Source organism: Cytobacillus sp. (assembly GCF_032154635.1).
GTDB lineage: Bacteria > Bacillota > Bacilli > Bacillales > Cytobacillaceae > Cytobacillus.
Window position 1 is genome coordinate 143009 of the sequence record NZ_JALDXW010000001.1, and the last position, 19439, is coordinate 162447.

Annotated in this window: 22 protein-coding genes; 18 read left to right on the forward strand and 4 right to left on the reverse strand. The window is 37.5% G+C overall.

What is annotated here, in order from left to right; translation table 11 throughout:
- The first annotated feature begins 1 nt into the window (after position 1).
- From spoIIIAF to RUH74_RS00790, 3 genes are read left to right on the forward strand one after another with little or no spacing between them, the layout of a single operon-like run.
- Complete coding sequence (gene spoIIIAF / locus RUH74_RS00780; protein ID WP_313798330.1) at positions 2 to 646, forward strand: stage III sporulation protein AF; 645 nt, start codon at positions 2 to 4, stop codon at positions 644 to 646.
- Entirely contained in the window at positions 639 to 1313 is a 675-nt protein-coding gene (gene spoIIIAG / locus RUH74_RS00785) for a stage III sporulation protein AG (protein WP_313798331.1), read from the forward strand. Before spoIIIAF ends, spoIIIAG begins: the two co-directional genes overlap by 8 nt.
- A gap of 3 nt (positions 1314 to 1316) precedes the next feature.
- Entirely contained in the window at positions 1317 to 1865 is a 549-nt protein-coding gene (locus RUH74_RS00790) for a SpoIIIAH-like family protein (protein ID WP_313798332.1), read from the forward strand.
- Between the two features lie 101 nt (positions 1866 to 1966).
- On the opposite strand, the gene RUH74_RS00795 is transcribed toward RUH74_RS00790, so the two are convergent.
- Both RUH74_RS00795 and RUH74_RS00800 read right to left on the reverse strand, forming a co-directional pair.
- On the reverse strand, positions 1967 to 3103 hold the full coding sequence (locus RUH74_RS00795; protein WP_313798333.1) for a methyl-accepting chemotaxis protein: 1137 nt from the start codon (positions 3101 to 3103) through the stop codon (positions 1967 to 1969).
- On the reverse strand, positions 3079 to 3447 hold the full coding sequence (locus tag RUH74_RS00800; RefSeq protein ID WP_313798334.1) for a hypothetical protein: 369 nt from the start codon (positions 3445 to 3447) through the stop codon (positions 3079 to 3081). The genes RUH74_RS00795 and RUH74_RS00800 overlap by 25 nt, the downstream gene beginning before the upstream one ends.
- A 297-nt stretch (positions 3448 to 3744) precedes the next feature.
- Between RUH74_RS00800 and accB the strand changes: the two genes are divergently transcribed.
- The 14 genes from accB to spo0A all read left to right on the forward strand — a co-directional run bounded on the left by accB (position 3745) and on the right by spo0A (position 18131).
- Positions 3745 to 4233, forward strand: coding sequence for an acetyl-CoA carboxylase biotin carboxyl carrier protein (gene accB, locus RUH74_RS00805; RefSeq protein ID WP_313798335.1), 489 nt, complete (start codon positions 3745 to 3747; stop codon positions 4231 to 4233).
- A gap of 18 nt (positions 4234 to 4251) precedes the next feature.
- The gene (gene accC / locus RUH74_RS00810; RefSeq protein ID WP_313798336.1) at positions 4252 to 5604 is read left to right on the forward strand and encodes an acetyl-CoA carboxylase biotin carboxylase subunit; all 1353 of its coding nucleotides are present in this window, start codon (positions 4252 to 4254) and stop codon (positions 5602 to 5604) included.
- Positions 5605 to 5624: 20 nt separating this feature from the next.
- The gene (locus RUH74_RS00815) at positions 5625 to 6029 is read left to right on the forward strand and encodes an Asp23/Gls24 family envelope stress response protein (RefSeq protein WP_313798338.1); all 405 of its coding nucleotides are present in this window, start codon (positions 5625 to 5627) and stop codon (positions 6027 to 6029) included.
- Between the two features lie 256 nt (positions 6030 to 6285).
- Positions 6286 to 6675: a transcription antitermination factor NusB gene (gene nusB / locus RUH74_RS00820; protein ID WP_313798339.1), complete on the forward strand. Its 390-nt coding sequence runs from the start codon at positions 6286 to 6288 to the stop codon at positions 6673 to 6675.
- 48 nt (positions 6676 to 6723) lie between these two features.
- A complete protein-coding gene (gene folD, locus RUH74_RS00825) occupies positions 6724 to 7596 on the forward strand; it encodes a bifunctional methylenetetrahydrofolate dehydrogenase/methenyltetrahydrofolate cyclohydrolase FolD (protein WP_313798340.1) in 873 nt (290 codons plus the stop codon).
- A gap of 118 nt (positions 7597 to 7714) precedes the next feature.
- Complete coding sequence (xseA, locus tag RUH74_RS00830; protein ID WP_313798341.1) at positions 7715 to 9055, forward strand: exodeoxyribonuclease VII large subunit; 1341 nt, start codon at positions 7715 to 7717, stop codon at positions 9053 to 9055.
- Between the two features lie 5 nt (positions 9056 to 9060).
- Positions 9061 to 9294 carry an exodeoxyribonuclease VII small subunit gene (xseB, locus tag RUH74_RS00835; protein WP_313798342.1) on the forward strand — a complete coding sequence of 78 codons (234 nt, stop codon included), beginning with the start codon at positions 9061 to 9063 and terminating at the stop codon, positions 9292 to 9294.
- 2 nt (positions 9295 to 9296) lie between these two features.
- The gene (locus RUH74_RS00840; RefSeq protein ID WP_313798343.1) at positions 9297 to 10190 is read left to right on the forward strand and encodes a polyprenyl synthetase family protein; all 894 of its coding nucleotides are present in this window, start codon (positions 9297 to 9299) and stop codon (positions 10188 to 10190) included.
- A gap of 367 nt (positions 10191 to 10557) precedes the next feature.
- On the forward strand, positions 10558 to 12450 hold the full coding sequence (gene dxs / locus RUH74_RS00845; RefSeq protein ID WP_313798344.1) for a 1-deoxy-D-xylulose-5-phosphate synthase: 1893 nt from the start codon (positions 10558 to 10560) through the stop codon (positions 12448 to 12450).
- Positions 12451 to 12452: 2 nt separating this feature from the next.
- Positions 12453 to 13298 carry a TlyA family RNA methyltransferase gene (locus RUH74_RS00850; protein WP_313798345.1) on the forward strand — a complete coding sequence of 282 codons (846 nt, stop codon included), beginning with the start codon at positions 12453 to 12455 and terminating at the stop codon, positions 13296 to 13298.
- A 196-nt stretch (positions 13299 to 13494) separates the two neighbouring features.
- Positions 13495 to 13944, forward strand: coding sequence for a transcriptional regulator AhrC/ArgR (gene ahrC / locus RUH74_RS00855; RefSeq protein ID WP_313798556.1), 450 nt, complete (start codon positions 13495 to 13497; stop codon positions 13942 to 13944).
- Positions 13945 to 13980: 36 nt separating this feature from the next.
- Positions 13981 to 15669 (forward strand): DNA repair protein RecN, encoded by a 1689-nt coding sequence (recN, locus tag RUH74_RS00860; RefSeq protein WP_313798346.1) that lies wholly within the window; start codon positions 13981 to 13983, stop codon positions 15667 to 15669.
- Between the two features lie 122 nt (positions 15670 to 15791).
- On the forward strand, positions 15792 to 17081 hold the full coding sequence (gene spoIVB, locus RUH74_RS00865; protein WP_313798347.1) for a SpoIVB peptidase: 1290 nt from the start codon (positions 15792 to 15794) through the stop codon (positions 17079 to 17081).
- A 261-nt stretch (positions 17082 to 17342) separates the two neighbouring features.
- A complete protein-coding gene (spo0A, locus tag RUH74_RS00870; protein ID WP_313798348.1) occupies positions 17343 to 18131 on the forward strand; it encodes a sporulation transcription factor Spo0A in 789 nt (262 codons plus the stop codon).
- A gap of 84 nt (positions 18132 to 18215) precedes the next feature.
- On the opposite strand, the gene RUH74_RS00875 is transcribed toward spo0A, so the two are convergent.
- Positions 18216 to 18368, reverse strand: a complete 153-nt coding sequence (locus RUH74_RS00875) for a YycC family protein (protein ID WP_313798349.1) — start codon at positions 18366 to 18368, stop codon at positions 18216 to 18218.
- A gap of 28 nt (positions 18369 to 18396) precedes the next feature.
- Here RUH74_RS00875 and RUH74_RS00880 point away from each other — a divergent pair, with 28 nt between their 5' ends.
- Positions 18397 to 19119 (forward strand): glycerophosphodiester phosphodiesterase, encoded by a 723-nt coding sequence (locus RUH74_RS00880; protein ID WP_313798350.1) that lies wholly within the window; start codon positions 18397 to 18399, stop codon positions 19117 to 19119.
- 35 nt (positions 19120 to 19154) lie between these two features.
- On the opposite strand, the gene RUH74_RS00885 is transcribed toward RUH74_RS00880, so the two are convergent.
- Positions 19155 to 19388: a DUF2627 domain-containing protein gene (locus tag RUH74_RS00885; RefSeq protein WP_313798351.1), complete on the reverse strand. Its 234-nt coding sequence runs from the start codon at positions 19386 to 19388 to the stop codon at positions 19155 to 19157.
- Positions 19389 to 19439 lie beyond the last annotated feature (51 nt).

The window sequence follows — 19439 nt, forward strand, 5'->3', positions numbered from 1 at the left end:
AATGGATTTTATTAAAGAATGGATAACAAATATCATTTTATTTGTGCTCTTGGCAACTGTCATTGATATGCTCCTTCCGAATTCAAATTTACAAAAATATATCAAAATGGTTACCGGGCTACTTTTGATTGCGATTATTTTGACGCCAATTTTGAAGTTAGTCTCCAATGATTTTGAGGAAGTGCTTACGGCCATCCCTGTTATTGAAGCATCTGGAGAAAAAAACTTAGAAAATTCCATCGAAATGCAGAAAAAAGAAATACAAGCATTCCAACATGCATATATTTTAGAAGAAATGCGTGTCCAATTGGAAAAGGATATGAAAGAGGAGTTGATGGAACAGTACGGATTGGAAATTGTAGATGTTGAATTACAGGCAGATGAATACGATCAGCGTGCTTTCCCAGAAAACTTTCAACTAGAAAACTTGCAAAAAGTAGTTGTCAAACTTAGACACATGGATGAAGTAGCTGAAGCTGTTGAGGTAGTTAAAAAGGTAGAAATTAATACTGAAGAAACTCTTCCTTCAAATCAGGCAAATGATGAAACAGAAAAAGTTGCTTCACTTATCGCACAAAAATTAGGTGTAGATGCAAACATAATCGAAGTATCGGTAGAAGGAGGGAAGATAAATAAGAATGGATAAGGATAAAGGACCTTTAACCTTTTTAAAAAAGCTATTTTCAAAGGACGAACAGTCGGATAAAAAACCAGGGAAATACCAATACTTGCTGCTGGTTCTACTATTTGGAGCAGCTATCATGCTAGTTAGCAATATCTTTTTTAAAGATAAAACAGCAGATACGAGTTTGCCAGTTTTTAAGAATCAGGCTGGAGAAAAGAATGAAGAAGATGTTGCTGCCTTCGGCAAGGAGCAGCCAGCAGGAAATAATGTCATTGCAGATTACGAAAGGGCTTATGAAACACAAATTAAAGAAATCCTTGATGATATTGTAGGAGTAGAAGATGCTACAGTTCTTGTGAATGTGGATGCCACAGAACAAAAGGTGTTAGAGAAAAATACAACAAGTAAGACACAGACCACAGATGAAACCGACCGTGAAGGCGGAAAGAGGAAGGTAGAGGATCAATCAAAGGAAGAACAGCTGGTGATTATTAGGGAGGGAGAAAAAGAGGTTCCAATCGTCTTAGAAACAAAGAAGCCGAAAATTAGAGGTGTAGCTATCGTCGCAAAAGGAGCCGAAAATATTCAAGTGAAAAGCTGGATCATTGAAGCGGTATCAAGAGGACTTGATGTACCGTCTCACCGCATTTCAGTTATGCCGAAAAAAACAAAAGCTAAGGGGGATTAATAAATGTTATTAAAAAAACAAACTGTCTGGTTATTAACAATGCTAAGCTTGGTTGTCGTCTTGTCCGTTTACTATATTACTTCACCTGAACAAAGAGTTAATGACTTGGCTAATACGGAAGAAAAGGCAGAACAGGGCAATGAAGAAGCTGTAAATACGGAGACAAAAGATGGAGATAGCGAAATCGTTACGAATGCCGCTGGTGATGAAAAGTTTGAGGCATTGCGACTAGAATTAAATGATGAACGCAGCAGAAAGATTGAAGAACTGACAGAAGTCGTGGGAACAACTGATCTTCCTGCTGAAGAAATTAGTGATGCGAAAGATCAAATTGATAAGCTGGATGAATTAGCAAAAAAGGAGTATATTCTTGAAACACTGATTAAAGCAATGAATTATGAAGACGTCCTCGTTCGTGCAGACGAGAAAAACGTTCAAGTGACTGTAAAGGCTGAGAAGCTTTCCCGCACAGAAGCAAATGCAATTATCCGCCAAGTAAAAAGCGAAATCGGTGATCTGCAATTAGTAACAGTAGAATTTCAGCCTGAGTAATTCCTAATGGGAAAAACGCGTTCAAAACAATCAAACTACCAATTGTTCCTGCGGGGAGAGACGTTAAACTTACGTAGTAAAATAGCGAGGGCGCACCCTCGCTATTTTTTTTGTAACTCTATTAATTGTTCCATTGAATCATAAGCACTCGATACAGAAATAAATAACTTTTCATGATGCTTTGTTTGCAGACCAACTGTAGATGTGATTTCTTGCAGGGATGCACTTGCTTGTTCAATAACCGTGCTAAATTCATTAATCGATTTACCTATCAGGTTTGATGAATCGTAAATTTGTTTTGTAAGATCATCATATGCAGTAATATCTTCTTTAAGTTCGAGAAAAGTTTGCTGAATTTTTTGAAAAACTTCCTGCGTTTCATTAGCAAGCGAAAGATTATTCGTTAATTTCTCTCCTGTAGTGTAAATCTTATTCTGTGTCCGTTCTGTATCCATCATAACATTGTTCAGGTTTTCAGTGATAAGGGCAGCGGTTTTTCTTGAAATATCTGCAAGCTTTCTGACTTCCTCTGCTACTACTGCAAAACCCTTTCCGCTGTCCCCCGCCCTAGCTGCCTCAATAGATGCATTTAAAGCAAGGAGGTTTGTTTGATCTGCTATATCCTGGATTGAAGATGCAAAATGGGATGTTTCCTTCACGAGGCTAACTAATGATGAGATATGAGCATTTACTACACTCATTTCAGCTAAGGAATAAGAAATATCTTGCCGAAGATTCGTTACTAGTGAATCCCCTACATTTGTTGTTTGCCCAGCTTGAATGGCATCCTTATGAAGCCTGTCGACGAGATGTGCAGTGTTTTTGGCAAGCTGGTTTGCTTCATCGAGTGAGTGGGTAATATCGATAATCGTATCTGATTGCATTTGAATACCGGCCGAAATTTCAGTAATTGTGTTGTTAATTTCAATTGCAGATTGGTAATTTTCTTTACTAAGCTGTTTAACATCTTCAATTAGAGAAGAAATGCTATTCGTGCTGCTTGCGATCGTTTTCTTCATTTCAATGTTATTCTCTAATAATAACCGGGTCTCGTTTTGGGCTGAAACAATATTCTCCGATAATTTTTTTGCTAGTGTAAGCTGAAATGTGAGGAGAACTGTTATTAGCATAAAGAGCAAATAAATCGTTGCATAGTTTTTTCCTTCTAATGGCAGCTGATCGTGGTGCATAAAAGTAAATACGGTTATTACGGTTAGTCCGATGGCTGACCGAGCCATAATAAATGGCGCTCCATATAAATAGCAGCTATCGCAAGAATAAAATAAATGAGAAAATAAGCTGTAGGGGAGACGCTATTTTCCATTATGATAAACATAACACCTGCTACTAGAAAAATGGACAAATAGGGAATGAGTTTCATTGCTTTCTTTAAGTAGTGCATGGCAGCGACGATGCCAACCCCTATTCCACCTGCAATAATAATAGATAAAACAACGGCAATATCTTTTTTCATAACAATATCAACAAGGGCTGCTAGGATCACGCACACAAAAGCTGCCTTTACAACAAGGGAGTTTTTCCTTAGTAAATCTTCCTTTTTAATTTCTTCAATCGTTCTCATTTCCTAATCTTCCTCCTAATTCTAGTCCATTTGAATGATACTTTCGCTAAATTCCTTCGAATTTCCTCTACATATAGTCACGAAGTATTTAAAAAAATGAAATGCATCTTTAAAGTGAAGGTTTCAAATGATAAGGTTGAAACAAGGAAAATGAAAATATTATGCATAGTTGATAATCCCATATTGAATTTTGATAAGATCTTATCGTATGATATTAGTAGCTAGTCATAATTTTTTCATTGCGATATTTCCAGATTTTTTGAGGGAATACACGAATGGATAAGAGGGGTGCCAAAGATGTTAAAAGTTCAGGAAATTCGTGAACTGATTAAACTTGTTGATCAGTCGAATATTGATGAGTTTGTATATGAGCATGATGGATCAAAAATTAAGATGAAAAAGAAAACAGCAGAAGCTGTTGTTGTTCAGCCGGCTAAACCGGCTATTGAGGAAGTTCAAGCACCTAAAGAAGTTGTACAAGCTCCAGTTAAACAAGAGCCAGTTGTGGAACCTGTTGTTACTGAAACAGTAAAGGAAACTGAAAATCTACATAAAATTGTTTCGCCGATGGTGGGAACGTTCTATCAATCATCATCACCAGATGCTGAAAGCTATGTAAAGGTAGGATCAAAAGTATCTAAAGATTCAATCGTTTGCATCGTAGAAGCAATGAAGCTATTTAATGAAATTGAAGCTGAGATTAATGGAGAAATTGTTGAAATATTAGTTAGTGATGGACAATTAGTTGAATACGGTCAGCCATTATTTTTAGTAAAGCCTGAGTAAGTAAGGAGCGGTAACAGGATGATAAAAAAACTGTTAATTGCAAATAGAGGAGAAATAGCTGTTCGTATCATTCGCGCTTGCCGCGAAATGGGCATTGAATCTGTTGCTGTATATTCCGAGGCTGACAAAGAGTCGCTACATGTCCAGCTTGCAGATGAAGCCTATTGTATTGGACCAACAGCATCAAAGGATAGTTATTTAAATTTCACGAATATTATTAGCGTCGCTAAGCTAACAGACTGTGATGCGATTCATCCAGGATATGGTTTTTTAGCTGAGAATGCCGATTTTGCAGACCTTTGCCGAGAATGCAATATTATTTTTGTCGGACCTACTCCAGAGGCAATTACGAAGATGGGAACGAAGGATATTGCTAGAGAGACAATGAAAGAAGCTGGAGTTCCTATTGTTCCTGGTTCAAATGGAATTATTAAAGATGTAGAAGAAGCGATTGAACTGGCAAAAAAAATTGAATATCCAGTTATTATCAAAGCAACAGCAGGCGGCGGAGGCAAAGGCATTCGTGTCGCACGAAATGAGGCAGAGCTTGTAAAAGGGATTACGATTACCCAGCAGGAAGCCTTAACCGCTTTTGGAAACCCAGGAGTTTATATTGAGAAATATATTGAAGACTTCCGCCATGTTGAAATTCAAGTGCTAGCAGATTCGTTTGGAACCGTTGTTCACTTAGGGGAAAGAGACTGTTCTATTCAAAGACGTCTGCAAAAACTCCTTGAAGAAACACCTTCACCTGCTCTGGATGAGGAAACACGAAACAAAATGGGAAACGCTGCTGTAAAGGCAGCTAAAGCAGTTGATTACACAGGTGCAGGCACCATTGAATTTATCTATGACTACCATGAACGCAAATTTTATTTCATGGAAATGAATACACGTATCCAGGTTGAACACCCAGTAACAGAGATGGTGACAGGTGTGGATTTAATAAAAGAGCAGATTAAAGTTGCTTCTGGTGAGAAACTGACATTTAGTCAGCAGGATGTGACTTTTAACGGCTGGTCGATTGAATGCCGAATCAATGCTGAAAATCCAGAAAAGAACTTTATGCCATCTGCAGGGAAAATTACCATGTATCTTCCTCCTGGCGGGTATGGTGTCCGTGTTGACTCTGCTGCGTACCCAGGGTATGTGATTCCACCTTATTACGATTCTATGATTGCGAAAGTAATCACATATGCGCATACGAGAGAAGAAGCTATTGCCCGGATGAAAAGAGCATTAAGCGAATTCGTTGTAGAGGGTGTTCATACGACAATTCCATTCCATTTAAAGCTTTTAAGCCATGAACAATTTGTCGATGGACAATTTAATACAAAGTTTCTTGAAATATATAATGTAATGGATAAATAAGATTAATTGGAGGTGCAATCATGAGCGAAAATATTTTAGAGATGAATAAGGAAAACGCAGGCCTTGGAAAAGTGGAAATTGCTCCTGAAGTGATAGAAGTGATAGCTGGCATCGCCGCTTCAGAGGTTGAAGGAGTTGCCCAAATGCGCGGAAACTTCGCTTCAGGCGTTGTTGAACGTTTAGGAAAGAAAAATCATGGAAAAGGCGTTAAGGTTGAGTTATCTGAAGAAGGAATAAAAGTGGATGTTTACTGCTCAATGACATTTGGTATATCTATTCCGAATGTAGCCCAAAAAATTCAAGATAATATCCGCCAAGCACTTCTAAATATGACAGCGCTTGAAGCACAAGAAGTAAACATTCATGTAGTTGGTATTACATTTGAAAATCACAAGCAGGAAGTGGAAGTAGATCAGGAAATGTAATAAGGATAAGGTCAAAGACGTTAAGTTGTCTTTGGCTTTTTTACGTTACAAAAAACTTTTTCAACTGTGACCTTATACGTATAATTAATAAATATTAGCTGCTAAAGTTATAAATGACGGTTTATAACCGTTTTTACAAGGGGAAATATGATGGTATAAGAAGATGCGTATTCGATATACTTATGCTATGATTACTAATGTATTTTTTGAACGATTCTTAGTAGAAATTTTCCCTGTAAAAGGAGTTATGGAATAGATGAAAAGAAGAACAGCCAGAGAAAAGGCATTGCAAGCATTATTTCAAATCGATATGAGTCAGGTAGAACCTGGTTCAGCCATTGATCATGTGCTAGAAGGTGCACCAAATGATAAGTATTTAAGCAAATTAGTCCATGGTGTATTAGAAAATAAAGACCGCATCGATGAATCAATTAAGGAGCATCTTTCAAATTGGACACTGGATAGATTAGCAACCGTAGATCGAAATCTATTAAGATTATCCGTTTATGAGCTGCAGTTCGGTAGTGAAGAAGTTCCGCCAAATGTTGCGATTGATGAAGCCGTTGAAATTGCAAAAATGTATGGAGACGATCAATCAAGTAAGTTTATTAACGGAGTTCTTTCAAAGATTAAACAGCAACTATGATTAGTTCAAACAGTGGTTTATTCACTTTACATTAGGAGGAAGCTAAAAATGGAGAAAAGTTTAATTGATGGGAAAGAAATTGCTAGACAGAAGAAAGCTTTAATTTCTGAAGAGGTTGATAAGCTAAAACAGGATGGCATCGTTCCTGGTCTTGCTGTTATATTAGTAGGAAATGATCCAGCCTCTAAAACCTATGTATCCAACAAAGAAAGAACATGTCGTGAACTTGGCATGCATTCTGTGTTAATTGAACTTCCTGAAACAGTAAGTGAACAAGCCTTATTAGATCAAGTAGCTGAATTAAATGAAGATTCGACTATTCATGGCATCCTCGTCCAAATGCCATTGCCAGATCATATTAATGAAACAAAGGTAATAGAAACGATTTCACCGGAAAAAGATGTGGATGGATTTCACCCTGTAAATGTTGGTAGGATGATGACAGGCCAGGACTCCTTCTTACCATGTACACCATACGGTGTAATGGAAATGTTAGATTATATTGGTGCAGATATTGCCGGAAAACATGTTGTTGTTGTTGGACGCAGCAATATTGTCGGGAAACCGGCTGGACAGCTCTTTCTAAATAAGAATGCAACCGTTACTTATTGTCACTCCAAAACAACTGATTTGAAAGCTTTTACAAGGCAGGCAGACATTCTCGTTGCAGCTGTTGGCAAGGTGAATTTAATTACAAAGGACCATGTGAAAGAAGGAGCAATTGTCATCGATGTCGGTATGAACCGAAATAGTGAAGGCAAGCTCTGCGGAGATGTGGACTTTAACAATGTAAGGGAAATTGCAAGCTATATCACTCCAGTTCCTGGAGGTGTTGGCCCAATGACAATTACAATGCTTATGTTCAATACATTAAAAGCAGCGAAGGCCATTCGAAATAAAACAGCTGCTGTTAATAATTAAATAGAAATAATCATTCTGCCTTTTCATTAGACACCTTTCCATTCCGTTTACATGTGACGGCTGGGAGAACCAAATCTATAATGAAAGGGCAGTTTTATTTAAGGAGACTGACTATTTTATGAATGATAAGCGCTATTTAACAGTCAATGCTCTAACTAAATACATAAAAAGAAAATTTGATGCAGACCCGCATTTACAAGATGTCATGGTAAAAGGGGAAATATCAAATTTTAAACAGCATTCGAGCGGACATATGTATTTTACATTAAAGGATGAAAAAGCTCGGGTTCTTGCTGTTATGTTTTCGAGATATAACCAGATAATGAAGTTTTCTCCTGAAAACGGGATGAAGGTGCTAATAAGAGGCGATCTTACTGTTTATGAACCGAGCGGTCAATATCAAATTTATATTAAAGACATGCAGCCAGACGGGATTGGCGATTTATATTTAGCATTTGAACAGCTTAAAGGAAAATTGGAAAAAGAAGGTTTGTTTTCTGCTGAATATAAAAAACCAATCCCCAAGTTTCCGAAAACAATCGGAGTTGTCACCTCACCAACTGGGGCTGCTATTCGGGATATTATAACAACGATTAAAAGGCGTTATCCCGTAGCAAATATTCTTATTTTTCCCGCCCTCGTTCAAGGTGGACAAGCAGCACCTTCTATCGTGAAAGCCATTCAAATGGCTAACAGCCGAGAGGAGGCTGATGTCCTGATTATTGGGCGCGGAGGCGGATCAATAGAAGAATTATGGGCATTTAACGAAGAATCAGTGGCAAAATCAATTTTTCATTCTCGTATTCCTATTATCTCTGCGGTTGGGCATGAAACAGATTTTACAATTGCAGATTTTGTAGCTGATTTAAGAGCGCCTACACCAACTGGAGCAGCAGAAATGGCCGTGCCCCATATTGATGAATTAGCGGAGCGGATTTTTAATAGACAGTCTCGGATGATTAGAGCCTTAAAAGAGCAATTGAATATACAAAATGACAGGCTTGCAAGAATTCAAAAATCTTATGCATTCCGCTATCCTCATAAATTATATGAACAAAAGCTTGAGCAGGTAGACAAATGGACGGAGCAGCTCCAAAGAGGATCAAAAAAGCTTTTTGATTTGAAAGCTGAAGAGTGGGGAAGTCTGCAAAAAAGATTGAAGCGAAGCCATCCAAATGAAAGAATTGAAGAAGCTAAGCAGCAGCAGGAAAAGGGGCAAAAAATATTAAATCGGGCGATGGCAACGATTTTTGCAGCGAAAGAAAAAGACTTTTCCCATATGCTTACAACCTTGGAAGCGCTAAGCCCATTAAAAATTATGGATAGAGGATATAGCCTTGTATACTCTGATCAGGGAAAATTAATTAAAACAGTAAACCAAATTAAGCAGAATGAGCAAATAAAAGTTAAGGTGTCGGATGGTACCATTCATTGTGTAATAACTGATATAGAGGAGTGAGAAGGATGTCTACAGAACAAAAACTTACTTTTGAAGAAGCGATGAAACATTTAGAAGAAATTGTTGAAAAACTGGAAGAAGGGGATGTTCCTTTAGAAGAGGCCATTAATATTTATAAAAAAGGGATGGAACTATCAAAGCTGTGCCACGATAAATTGAAAAATGTTGAGTCTCAGCTAACAGAAATTTTGACAGAAGATAAACGAAAGGAAAATTTCGTCATAACTGAGGAGGAGTAATTTTGTCACAAGAATTGTTTTCAACATTTGCAAGCACACATAAACAGTTGCTTGAAAAGGAATTAAGAGATCGCGTGAATCAATTAACTGCTCCTTCTGTTATTAAGGAATCGATGCTCTATTCTTTGGAGGCAGGCGGCAAGCGCATTAGACCATTACTTTTATTTGCGACCTTGTCTGCTTTTGGAGAGAACACAAGAAAAGGGCTGCAAACAGCGGCAGCGATTGAAATGATTCATACGTATTCACTCATTCATGATGATCTGCCTAGTATGGATAATGATGATTTAAGAAGGGGAAAGCCAACTAATCATAAAGTTTTCGGTGATGCATTTGCCATACTGGCAGGAGATGCACTTTTAACATATAGTTTTCAACTGCTTGCGGAGACTCCTGATGAGTTTGCGGACGCGTCCACAAAGCTTGCTTTAATAAAGGAGTTATCTAAAGCATCAGGTGCAGAAGGAATGGTTGGCGGACAGGTTGCAGATATAAGTGGAGAAGAAAAAGATTTATCCTTAAGTGATTTAGAATATATCCATATTCATAAAACCGGAAAACTTCTTGAGTGCAGTGTTGTTTCTGGAGCGATTTTGGCTGGAGCAACAGAAGAACAAATTAAAACCCTTGCAACATTTGCTTATCATCTTGGTCTTGCTTTTCAAATTCGAGATGATATTCTTGATTTGGAAGGAGTCGAGGAGATAATTGGCAAACGCGTAGGCAGTGACGAAATTAATCATAAAGTGACCTATCCATCACTTCTATCCTTAGAAGGGGCGAAGAAAGCGTTGCATCAACATATTGAATTAGCCAAAAATCAGTTAAAGTCTACAAAATTAAATGTCGAATGGCTTGAGGCAATCACAGACTTGATTGAGACAAGAGATCACTAATAAATGGATGAAAGATTTCCACAAGAATAAGCACTCTTGCTTTTTCTTGTGGATTTATTTCATACTGTTATAATAACACTATAAAATACTTTTGAGTTAGAGAACTGTCTAGCTTCAGCGCCTACCCCCGACCTGTAGGATATATTAGTGTCGGCAATGTGACAGACGCTGCGTTTTAACCGATCTTGAGGCACGAGCTAATCCTCTCAAAAAAGGCAAAGTACACCTTTTTGTGAGGCTCATCTCGTACTTGTCGGGGGTGTCCACTAAGGAAAGTTCCTTAGAATAATCTTCGCAGGAATAATCTGTATTTTGATTGTTCCGAAGGCGCTTCCGCATTTCTAATGAAAGTGAGTGATCCGCACGAATGGATCTTATGCAAATTAAGGACCCTTCCTTTTTAAAGAAATTATCAAATAAAGAATTAAAAGTATTAAGTCAGGATATACGCCGATTCCTGATTGAAAGATTGTCGAGCACTGGCGGCCATATTGGGCCTAACTTAGGTGTGGTTGAATTAACCATCGCCCTGCATAAATGCTTTGATAGTCCTAAGGATAAAATTATTTGGGATGTTGGCCATCAATCATATGTACACAAAATTTTAACAGGCCGTGCGTGTCAATTTGATACATTAAGACAATACAAAGGCCTCTGCGGATTTCCTAAAATGGCAGAAAGCGAACATGATGTCTGGGAGACTGGGCATAGCTCCACATCCTTATCGGCTGCGATGGGAATGGCCATTGCAAGAGATTTGAAAAAAGAAAATTCCTATGTAGTACCAGTTATTGGCGATGGTGCTCTAACAGGCGGGATGGCTCTAGAAGCATTAAACCATATCGGTCATGAAAAGAAGAATATGATCGTTATTCTTAACGATAATGAAATGTCGATTGCACCGAATGTTGGTGCTTTACACAATGTTCTAGGCAGACTTCGGACGGCAGGGAAATATCAGTGGGCAAAGGATGAGCTTGAATATCTTCTAAAGAAGATTCCGGCAGTAGGAGGAAAGCTTGCTGCAACAGCTGAAAGAGTGAAGGATAGTCTTAAGTACCTTTTTGTTTCGGGCGTATTCTTTGAAGAATTAGGTTTTACGTATTTAGGCCCAGTTGATGGGCATGATTTCGATAATTTATTTGAAAACTTAAGTTATGCGAAGAAAACAGAAGGACCAGTACTTCTGCATGTAATTACAAAAAAAGGAAAAGGCTACAAGCCAGCTGAAAATGACACAATTGGAACATGGCATGGGACAGGTCCATATAAAATGGAGACAGGTGATTTTGTTAAACCAGTGAATACACCGCCTGCTTGGAGCAAACTAGTAAGTGAAACGGTTCGTAAACTAGCGAGAAAAGATGAACGAATTGTTGCAATTACCCCAGCCATGCCTGTTGGATCAAAACTTGAAGGGTTTGCCAGTGAATTTCCCGAGCGCATGTATGATGTTGGAATAGCAGAACAGCATGCTGCAACGGTAGCTGCAGGCCTTGCGACACAAAAAATGAAGCCGTTTCTAGCGATCTATTCAACATTTCTTCAGCGTGCATATGATCAAGTCGTACATGATATCTGCCGGCAAAACTTAAATGTGTTTATCGGAATTGATCGTGCAGGTCTAGTAGGGGCGGATGGTGAAACACACCAAGGGGTATTTGATATTGCTTTTTTAAGGCATGTACCGAACATCGTTCTGATGATGCCAAAGGATGAAAATGAAGGACAGCACATGGTTTATACAGCGATTCAATATGATGATGGGCCAATAGCGATGAGATTTCCGCGAGGCAATGGAATCGGTGTACCGATGGATGAGACATTAAAACCAATCCCAATTGGTACATGGGAGGTGCTGAAAAAAGGCGAGGATGCAGCAATATTAACGTTTGGTACTACGATTCCGATGGCATTAGAAGCAGCTAATATTTTAGAAAAACACGGCATTTCTGTTAAAGTAATTAACGCAAGATTTATTAAGCCGTTAGATGAGAAAATGCTTTTAGAGCTATTTAAAGAAAATATGCCTATTTTAACTATTGAAGAAGCTGTTCTTCAAGGAGGGTTTGGCAGCTCAATTTTAGAATTTGCTCATGAAAAAGGATTCCACCATATGGAAATTGACTGCATGGGAATCCCAGATCAGTTTATTGAGCATGGAAGTGTAGATAAACTTTTGGAAGAAATCGGCATGACAACGGATGATGTAGTAAAGCGAATGAACATTCTAGCTAGAAAAAAACAAAAAAGGGCGTAAGCATGAAAATAAAGAAAGAACGCTTAGATGTTTTATTAGTTGAAAGAGGATTGGCTGAGACTAGAGAAAAAGCAAAGAGAACAATTATGGCTGGACTAGTATTCAGTAATGAAAATCGCCTTGACAAACCGGGGGAAAAAGTAAATATTGATATTCCTTTAAGAGTAAAAGGGAAAGTTTTGCCTTATGTCAGCAGGGGCGGTTTAAAGCTGGAAAAAGCATTGAAAATATTTAATTTAAATGTAAAGGATAAGATTCTTCTGGATATTGGGGCTTCTACAGGCGGATTTACAGACTGTGCCCTGCAAAATGGAGCAAAAATGTCCTATGCTCTGGATGTTGGCTACAACCAGTTGGCCTGGAAATTGAGGCAGGATGAGCGTGTTGTTGTGATGGAACGAACGAACTTCCGATATGTAACACCTGCTGATCTAACCGAAGGGATGCCGGATTTTGCCTCCATCGATGTATCCTTTATATCATTAAAATTGATCCTCCCTGTATTAAAGACGCTGCTTGTTTTGAATAGTGATGTGGTGGCTCTTGTTAAACCACAGTTTGAAGCAGGCCGTGAACAAGTAGGTAAAAAGGGGATTGTTAGAGATTCGAAGGTGCATGAGCATGTTCTTGAAATGATTATCAACTTCTCACTGGACCTTGGATATAATGTCTGTGACCTATCATTCTCTCCAATTACTGGTGGAGATGGCAATATTGAATTTTTGCTTCATCTTTCTTGGACGGGCGAAAAAACGATTGGGGAAAACTTGCTGCAAAAAAATCCAAATGAGATCGTAAAAGAAGCTCATTCAGAATTAAAAACAAAACAAACTAATCAGGAGGAATAGGCTTCGGCTTATTTCTTTTTTTGTGGAATATATTAAGACAATTGCAGGAAATATTCCCCCGGAAATTGAAGAAAAATTGTACATTATAGGGAAAATCAGCTAACATATAGGTAGGATTTAGTATATTTTCTTTGTCGTTATCAAATTCTAATGAGCAAATTCTTATGGGAATAGAAACATATATTGAGGTGAAATGATGAACAAAGGCCAACGACATATAAAAATTCGGGAGATTATAGCAAATAATGATATTGAAACACAGGATGATCTTGTCGATGAGTTGAAAAGTGCTGGTTATAATGTAACCCAGGCAACCGTATCTAGGGATATTAAAGAACTTCATCTTGTAAAAGTTCCATTAATTGATGGACGATATAAATATAGCCTTCCAGCTGATCAGCGTTTTAATCCATTGCAAAAACTTAGAAGAAATCTTATGGATGCTTTCGTTCGAATTGACTCTGCAGGGCATCTGCTTGTCATGAAGACTTTGCCAGGAAATGCTATGGCTATTGGTGCATTAATTGACAATCTTGATTGGGAAGAAATTTTAGGAACAATTTGTGGGGATGATACGATCTTAATTATTTGTAAAACACATGAGGATACAGAAGCTATTTCAAACCGCTTTCTTGAAATGCTTTAACTTCAAGGCGCATTTGATATGGGGTGAGAATATTTCATGATAACTGAATTATCGATAAGAAATTTTGCGATTATTGAAGCCCTATCAATTTCCTTTGATAAGGGCTTAACTGTATTAAGCGGAGAAACAGGAGCGGGAAAATCGATTATAATTGATGCCATTCATTTACTTGTAGGTGGAAGAGGGTCAGCTGAGTTTGTGCGCCATGGCTCTGAAAAAGCAGAAATTGAAGGGTTATTTCAATTGGATGATCCAAACCATCCATGCTTTGCAAAAGCAAATGAATTTGGAATTGAGCTTGAAGATGGGATGGCTATACTAAGAAGAGATATTTCGAGAAATGGAAAAAGTGTTTGCCGCATTAACGGGAAGCTTGTTACAATTTCAACCTTAAGGGAAATTGGCAGTACACTTATTGACATACACGGACAGCATGAGCATCAAGAACTAATGGATGAAACGATGCATCTCTCTCTTCTTGATCAATTCGGCGGGGAAAAGATTTCTGCGGCTCTAAATGAATATCAGCAAGTGTACCAAGCTTACGAGCAAAAGGTAAAACAATTAAAGAATTTAAGTGAAAATGACCAGCAAATGGCACACAGGCTAGATTTAATACAATTTCAACTGGATGAAATTCTTACTGCAGACTTAAAAATAAATGAAGATGAGGAGCTTATTGTAGAAAAACGAAAGCTAAGTAATTTTGAACGGGTATATGACTCACTGCAATCGGGATACAATGGATTACAAGGAGAATATAAAGGGCTCGATTGGATTGGACTTGTTATGGGGCATATTCAAAATGCTGCTGAGCTTGATCCTTCTTATAAGGAATTAGCTGAGTCTGTTTCAAACAGCTTTTATCAACTGGAAGATGCAGCGCGTACGATTCGGAATGAAATGGACTTTCTTGAATATGATCCGGAAAGATTAGCTGAAATTGAAGACAGATTAAATGAAATCAATCAATTGAAGCGAAAATATGGCAAGACTGTAGCAGAAATTCTAGAGTACTCTTCAAAAATTGAAGAGGAAATAGAAACATTGTTAAACAAGGAAACACATATTGGTCAACTCGAAAAGGAAATTGCTTCTCTTAGAAAAGACCTATTAGTTGAAGCGGAAGAAGTAAGTACACTTAGGAAAATTTTTGCACAAAAATTAACCAAATTGATTCACAAAGAATTAAAAGAGCTTTATATGGAGAAAACTGTGTTTGAGGTTCAATTTGTCAAAAATACAGAAAGTTTCATGAGGAATGGAATAGATAAAGGTGAATTTTATCTTTCTACAAACCCTGGGGAACCATTAAAACCACTTTCTAAAATAGCCTCAGGAGGAGAACTTTCAAGAATAATGCTCGCGTTAAAGAGTATTTTTTCTAAGCATCAAGGTGTTACCTCCATTATTTTTGATGAAGTAGATACAGGGGTAAGTGGACGAGTTGCTCAGGCAATCGCAGAAAAAATTCATAAAGTAGCAATAAATTCACAGGTTTTATGTATTTCCCATTTGCCACAAGTCGCTGCAATGGCAGATACTCATTTATATATTGCAAAGAATATTATTGAGGGTCGTACAAAAACAACGGTTAAACCGCTGAGTGAATCCGAAAAGATTAAAGAAATTGGCCGGATGATTTCAGGTGTGGAAATTACTGAATTAACGAAGGAACATGCGAAGGAGCTTCTTCAACTTGCAGAGCAATTAAAGATACATTGAAAAGCTATCCAAAGAAGGATAGCTTTTTTCTCTCTATACCAGTTATAAATGCTCGCTATGCAGGCAAAATTAAAGATGTAGCCATTTGACGTTGTGGATTAGAAGCGAGGAGAGTGAAAAAATTGACTTTAAATGCTTTAAGAAAAATAATTGGTGGAATTCTCCTTGTTTCATTAATTGCAATTGGTTTCTCAAAACCCTTTCAGGAATATTTGCATATTCCAAACAAAATTACTCTTTTTGAAGGCCAGCATATTGAAATAGCAAAAGCAAAAATGGTATCGGCAGAAATGTCTTCAAATAATGAAAGAATGGAGCTTAAAGAAGACACACATTCCATTTCCCTAAAAGGAAATAAACATGGGGAAAATGAAATGTTTTTAGAACTGGCAGGTTTTCCAATCAAAAAGGTTGATGTAAATGTGTTGAAGGATTTTAAAGTCATTCCAGGTGGTCAATCAATTGGAGTTAAATTAAATACGATTGGTGTGCTTGTTGTTGGGCACCATCAGATTGACGCTTTAGACGGAAAATCATCTCCTGGTGAAATAGCAGGAATAAAAATAGGGGACATCATAACAGAGATAAATGGGAAAAAGATTGAAAAAATGTCGGATGTCGCTCCTTTTGTCCAAGAAGCAGGAAGTAAAAGCACCCCTTTAAAAATCATGCTCAATCGTGAAAACGAAAAAATATCAACTGAATTAACGCCAAAGAAAGATAAGGCAGAGGGTTCATATAAACTTGGATTATATATCAGGGACTCGGCAGCAGGAATAGGAACGATGACTTTTTACCATCCAGAATCTAGAAAGTACGGGGCATTAGGTCATGTCATATCTGATATGGATACGAAGAAGGCGATTGTTGTAGATGATGGGCAGATTGTCCGTTCGACGGTCACCTCAATTGAAAAAGGAAGCCACGGAAACCCTGGTGAAAAACTAGCTCGTTTTTCGCCGGATAAAGAAGTTATAGGAAATATTGTTAAAAATAGTCCGTTTGGCATTTTTGGGAAGTTAAACCAAGATATCAAGAATGGCATTCTTGATAAACCAATGCCAATTGCTTTATCGCATCAAGTAAAAGAAGGGCCAGCACAAATATTAACTGTTGTGGATAATGACGAGGTCAATCTTTTTGACATAGAAATTGTAAGCACAATCCCTCAAAAGTTTCCAGCAACAAAAGGCATGGTCATAAAAGTTACGGATCCAAAGTTATTAGCGAAAACTGGTGGAATCGTTCAGGGGATGAGCGGAAGTCCAATTATACAAAATGATAAAGTAATTGGCGCAGTCACCCATGTGTTTGTAAATGATCCAACCTCGGGCTATGGTGTCCATATTGAATGGATGCTGCATGAAGCAGGAATTGATATTTATGAACAGCCAAGAGAAAAAGCATCTTAATAAAAAGTGTAAATAATTAGGAGACAGAGGGTGAAACTTCTGTCTCTTTTATTATGTTATAATTATGTAAAGAATGTTCGACAAAAATAATGAAATTAGTCGAATTAGAGAGAAAATAAAAGAAAACTAATGATTTTATCCTATTTTTAAGAAAATTTAAAAAAACTAAAGGAATTTCTGTTGCATTGTCGAATTTCTCATTTAGAATAAAAATATATAGATGGCAAAGAGACTAACATGGTTCGAGGAGGAAAGAATAAATTGAAGAAAATTAGAGTATGTGTGGTTGATGACAATCGAGAGCTTGTCGGACTTTTAGATGAATACATTTCATCTCAAGAAGATATGGAAGTTGTTGGCGTTGCTCATAATGGGCAGGATTGCTTGGAAATCCTTGAACATGAAGAGTTAGATGTTCTTGTTTTAGATATTATTATGCCGCATTTAGATGGGCTTGCGGTGCTTGAAAGATTGCGTGATATGAAAAAAACGCAATTGCCAAACGTAATCATGCTAACTGCATTTGGCCAGGAAGACGTTACAAAGAAAGCGGTTGATTTAGGGGCATCTTATTTTATCTTAAAACCTTTTGATATGGATAATTTAGCAAGACATATTCGTCAAGTTAGCGGAAAAACAAATCCGATCATTAGAAAATCCTCATCGAGCTATCGTCCTCAAGTAGAATCTAAGCCTAAAAACCTTGATGCGAGTATTACTAGCATTATTCATGAAATCGGTGTGCCTGCACATATTAAAGGATACATGTATCTTCGAGAGGCAATTTCAATGGTATATAATGATATTGAACTTCTTGGTTCTATTACAAAAGTTTTATATCCAGATATTGCGAAAAAATATAATACAACAGCAAGCCGTGTAGAACGGGCCATTCGCCATGCAATTGAAGTTGCTTGGAGCCGGGGCAATATTGATTCAATCTCTTCACTTTTCGGCTACACAGTAAGTATGTCTAAAGCTAAGCCGACAAATTCGGAATTTATTGCCATGGTTGCTGATAAACTGCGCTTAGAACATAAAGCGTCTTGAAAGGGATAGGATCCATGTAAGAATAATGAAAGAGAGCGCTCATAATTAGGAGCGCTCTTTTTTACGAATGGTACATACACTTATTTACAAACGTTCTGTTTGGTTACTTTTCTTTTCTAATTCCATCATTTTTTGGATCAGTATATGCTGAGGCATGTGCATGATTTGTTCAATTGGAAGCTTTAATTTTTCTGCCAGTGCTTTTGCTGTTTCAGCTGATATTTGTAAAGGTTTCATTACTTATTCCTCCTAAAGGGGTGATTGGATGACACTTGTATTTGCTCATAGAGGATATTCGCTAGTATATCCAGAAAATACAATGAAAGCATTTAAAGAAGCAGCCCTAGCAGGTGCTGATGGTCTTGAGCTTGATGTCCAACTTACAAAGGATGGGCAAATAGTAGTCATTCATGATGAAAAAGTCGATCGGACCACAAATGGGAAAGGCTTTGTAAAAGATTTTACCTTTAAAGAAATTAGAAAGCTAGATGCAAGTTATAAGAAAAAGAAGCTGTTACAAAAGGAACCTATTCCTGCACTAGAAGAAGTATTCGAATGGATGACAACGAATCAGATTATCTGTAATATCGAGTTAAAGAATGGGGTGTTCCCCTATAAAGGAATGGAAGAAAAGCTTATCCATCTAATTCATAATTATAAGATGAAAGATAGGGTGATCCTTTCTTCCTTTAATCACTATAGTATTGTTTATTGCTATAGGATCGATCAAGACATAGAAACCGCTCCATTGTTTTCTGAGGGGCTGTACATGCCTTGGGTTTATGCTCAGTCGATAGGTGCAAGGAGTATTCATCCGAAGCATACGGCTGCACCAAATGAATTGGTTAAGGCATCTATAGAATATGGAATTGCCGTAAGACCGTACACTGTAAATAAAGAAAAGGATTTACAAAGATTTTTTTCGGTTGGATGCTCAGCAGTTATTACCGATGATCCAGTTAAAGCATTGGAAATCAGAAATAGATGAACAAATAAAGCAATCGGTGAATTTCACCGATTGCTTTATTTTTTAAAACGATTTTGTACTTTATTTCTTTTTCGATCACGATAAAGGATAAAGCCGGCTACAAAGCCAAGTCCAAGTAAAAACAAGAGCATACCTACAAGAAACTGCAACCATAAATACGGGAAAGGGCTTTGCAAAATGCCAAAAACCATATCTCTCATCAATTTAATGCCATATGCTGCTAAAAATCCAGGTATTAATAGTATGATTAAAGCAAATATTCTTATCATCAGTGGTTCCCTTCATTTTTTCCTTCTAAAAAAAGTATTAAATGTATAGAG

Bases quoted from the DNA above. Each gene is read 5' to 3' on its own strand.
- spoIIIAF (WP_313798330.1), top strand. From the start codon at position 2: ATGGATTTTATTAAAGAATGGATAACAAATATCATTTTATTTGTGCTC.
- spoIIIAG (WP_313798331.1), top strand. From the start codon at position 639: ATGGATAAGGATAAAGGACCTTTAACCTTTTTAAAAAAGCTATTTTCA.
- RUH74_RS00790 (WP_313798332.1), top strand. From the start codon at position 1,317: ATGTTATTAAAAAAACAAACTGTCTGGTTATTAACAATGCTAAGCTTG.
- RUH74_RS00795 (WP_313798333.1), bottom strand. From the start codon at position 3,103: ATGGCTCGGTCAGCCATCGGACTAACCGTAATAACCGTATTTACTTTT.
- RUH74_RS00800 (WP_313798334.1), bottom strand. From the start codon at position 3,447: ATGAGAACGATTGAAGAAATTAAAAAGGAAGATTTACTAAGGAAAAAC.
- accB (WP_313798335.1), top strand. From the start codon at position 3,745: ATGTTAAAAGTTCAGGAAATTCGTGAACTGATTAAACTTGTTGATCAG.
- accC (WP_313798336.1), top strand. From the start codon at position 4,252: ATGATAAAAAAACTGTTAATTGCAAATAGAGGAGAAATAGCTGTTCGT.
- RUH74_RS00815 (WP_313798338.1), top strand. From the start codon at position 5,625: ATGAGCGAAAATATTTTAGAGATGAATAAGGAAAACGCAGGCCTTGGA.
- nusB (WP_313798339.1), top strand. From the start codon at position 6,286: ATGAAAAGAAGAACAGCCAGAGAAAAGGCATTGCAAGCATTATTTCAA.
- folD (WP_313798340.1), top strand. From the start codon at position 6,724: ATGGAGAAAAGTTTAATTGATGGGAAAGAAATTGCTAGACAGAAGAAA.
- xseA (WP_313798341.1), top strand. From the start codon at position 7,715: ATGAATGATAAGCGCTATTTAACAGTCAATGCTCTAACTAAATACATA.
- xseB (WP_313798342.1), top strand. From the start codon at position 9,061: ATGTCTACAGAACAAAAACTTACTTTTGAAGAAGCGATGAAACATTTA.
- dxs (WP_313798344.1), top strand. From the start codon at position 10,558: ATGGATCTTATGCAAATTAAGGACCCTTCCTTTTTAAAGAAATTATCA.
- RUH74_RS00850 (WP_313798345.1), top strand. From the start codon at position 12,453: ATGAAAATAAAGAAAGAACGCTTAGATGTTTTATTAGTTGAAAGAGGA.
- ahrC (WP_313798556.1), top strand. From the start codon at position 13,495: ATGAACAAAGGCCAACGACATATAAAAATTCGGGAGATTATAGCAAAT.
- recN (WP_313798346.1), top strand. From the start codon at position 13,981: ATGATAACTGAATTATCGATAAGAAATTTTGCGATTATTGAAGCCCTA.
- RUH74_RS00875 (WP_313798349.1), bottom strand. From the start codon at position 18,368: ATGAAACCTTTACAAATATCAGCTGAAACAGCAAAAGCACTGGCAGAA.
- RUH74_RS00880 (WP_313798350.1), top strand. From the start codon at position 18,397: ATGACACTTGTATTTGCTCATAGAGGATATTCGCTAGTATATCCAGAA.
- RUH74_RS00885 (WP_313798351.1), bottom strand. From the start codon at position 19,388: ATGATAAGAATATTTGCTTTAATCATACTATTAATACCTGGATTTTTA.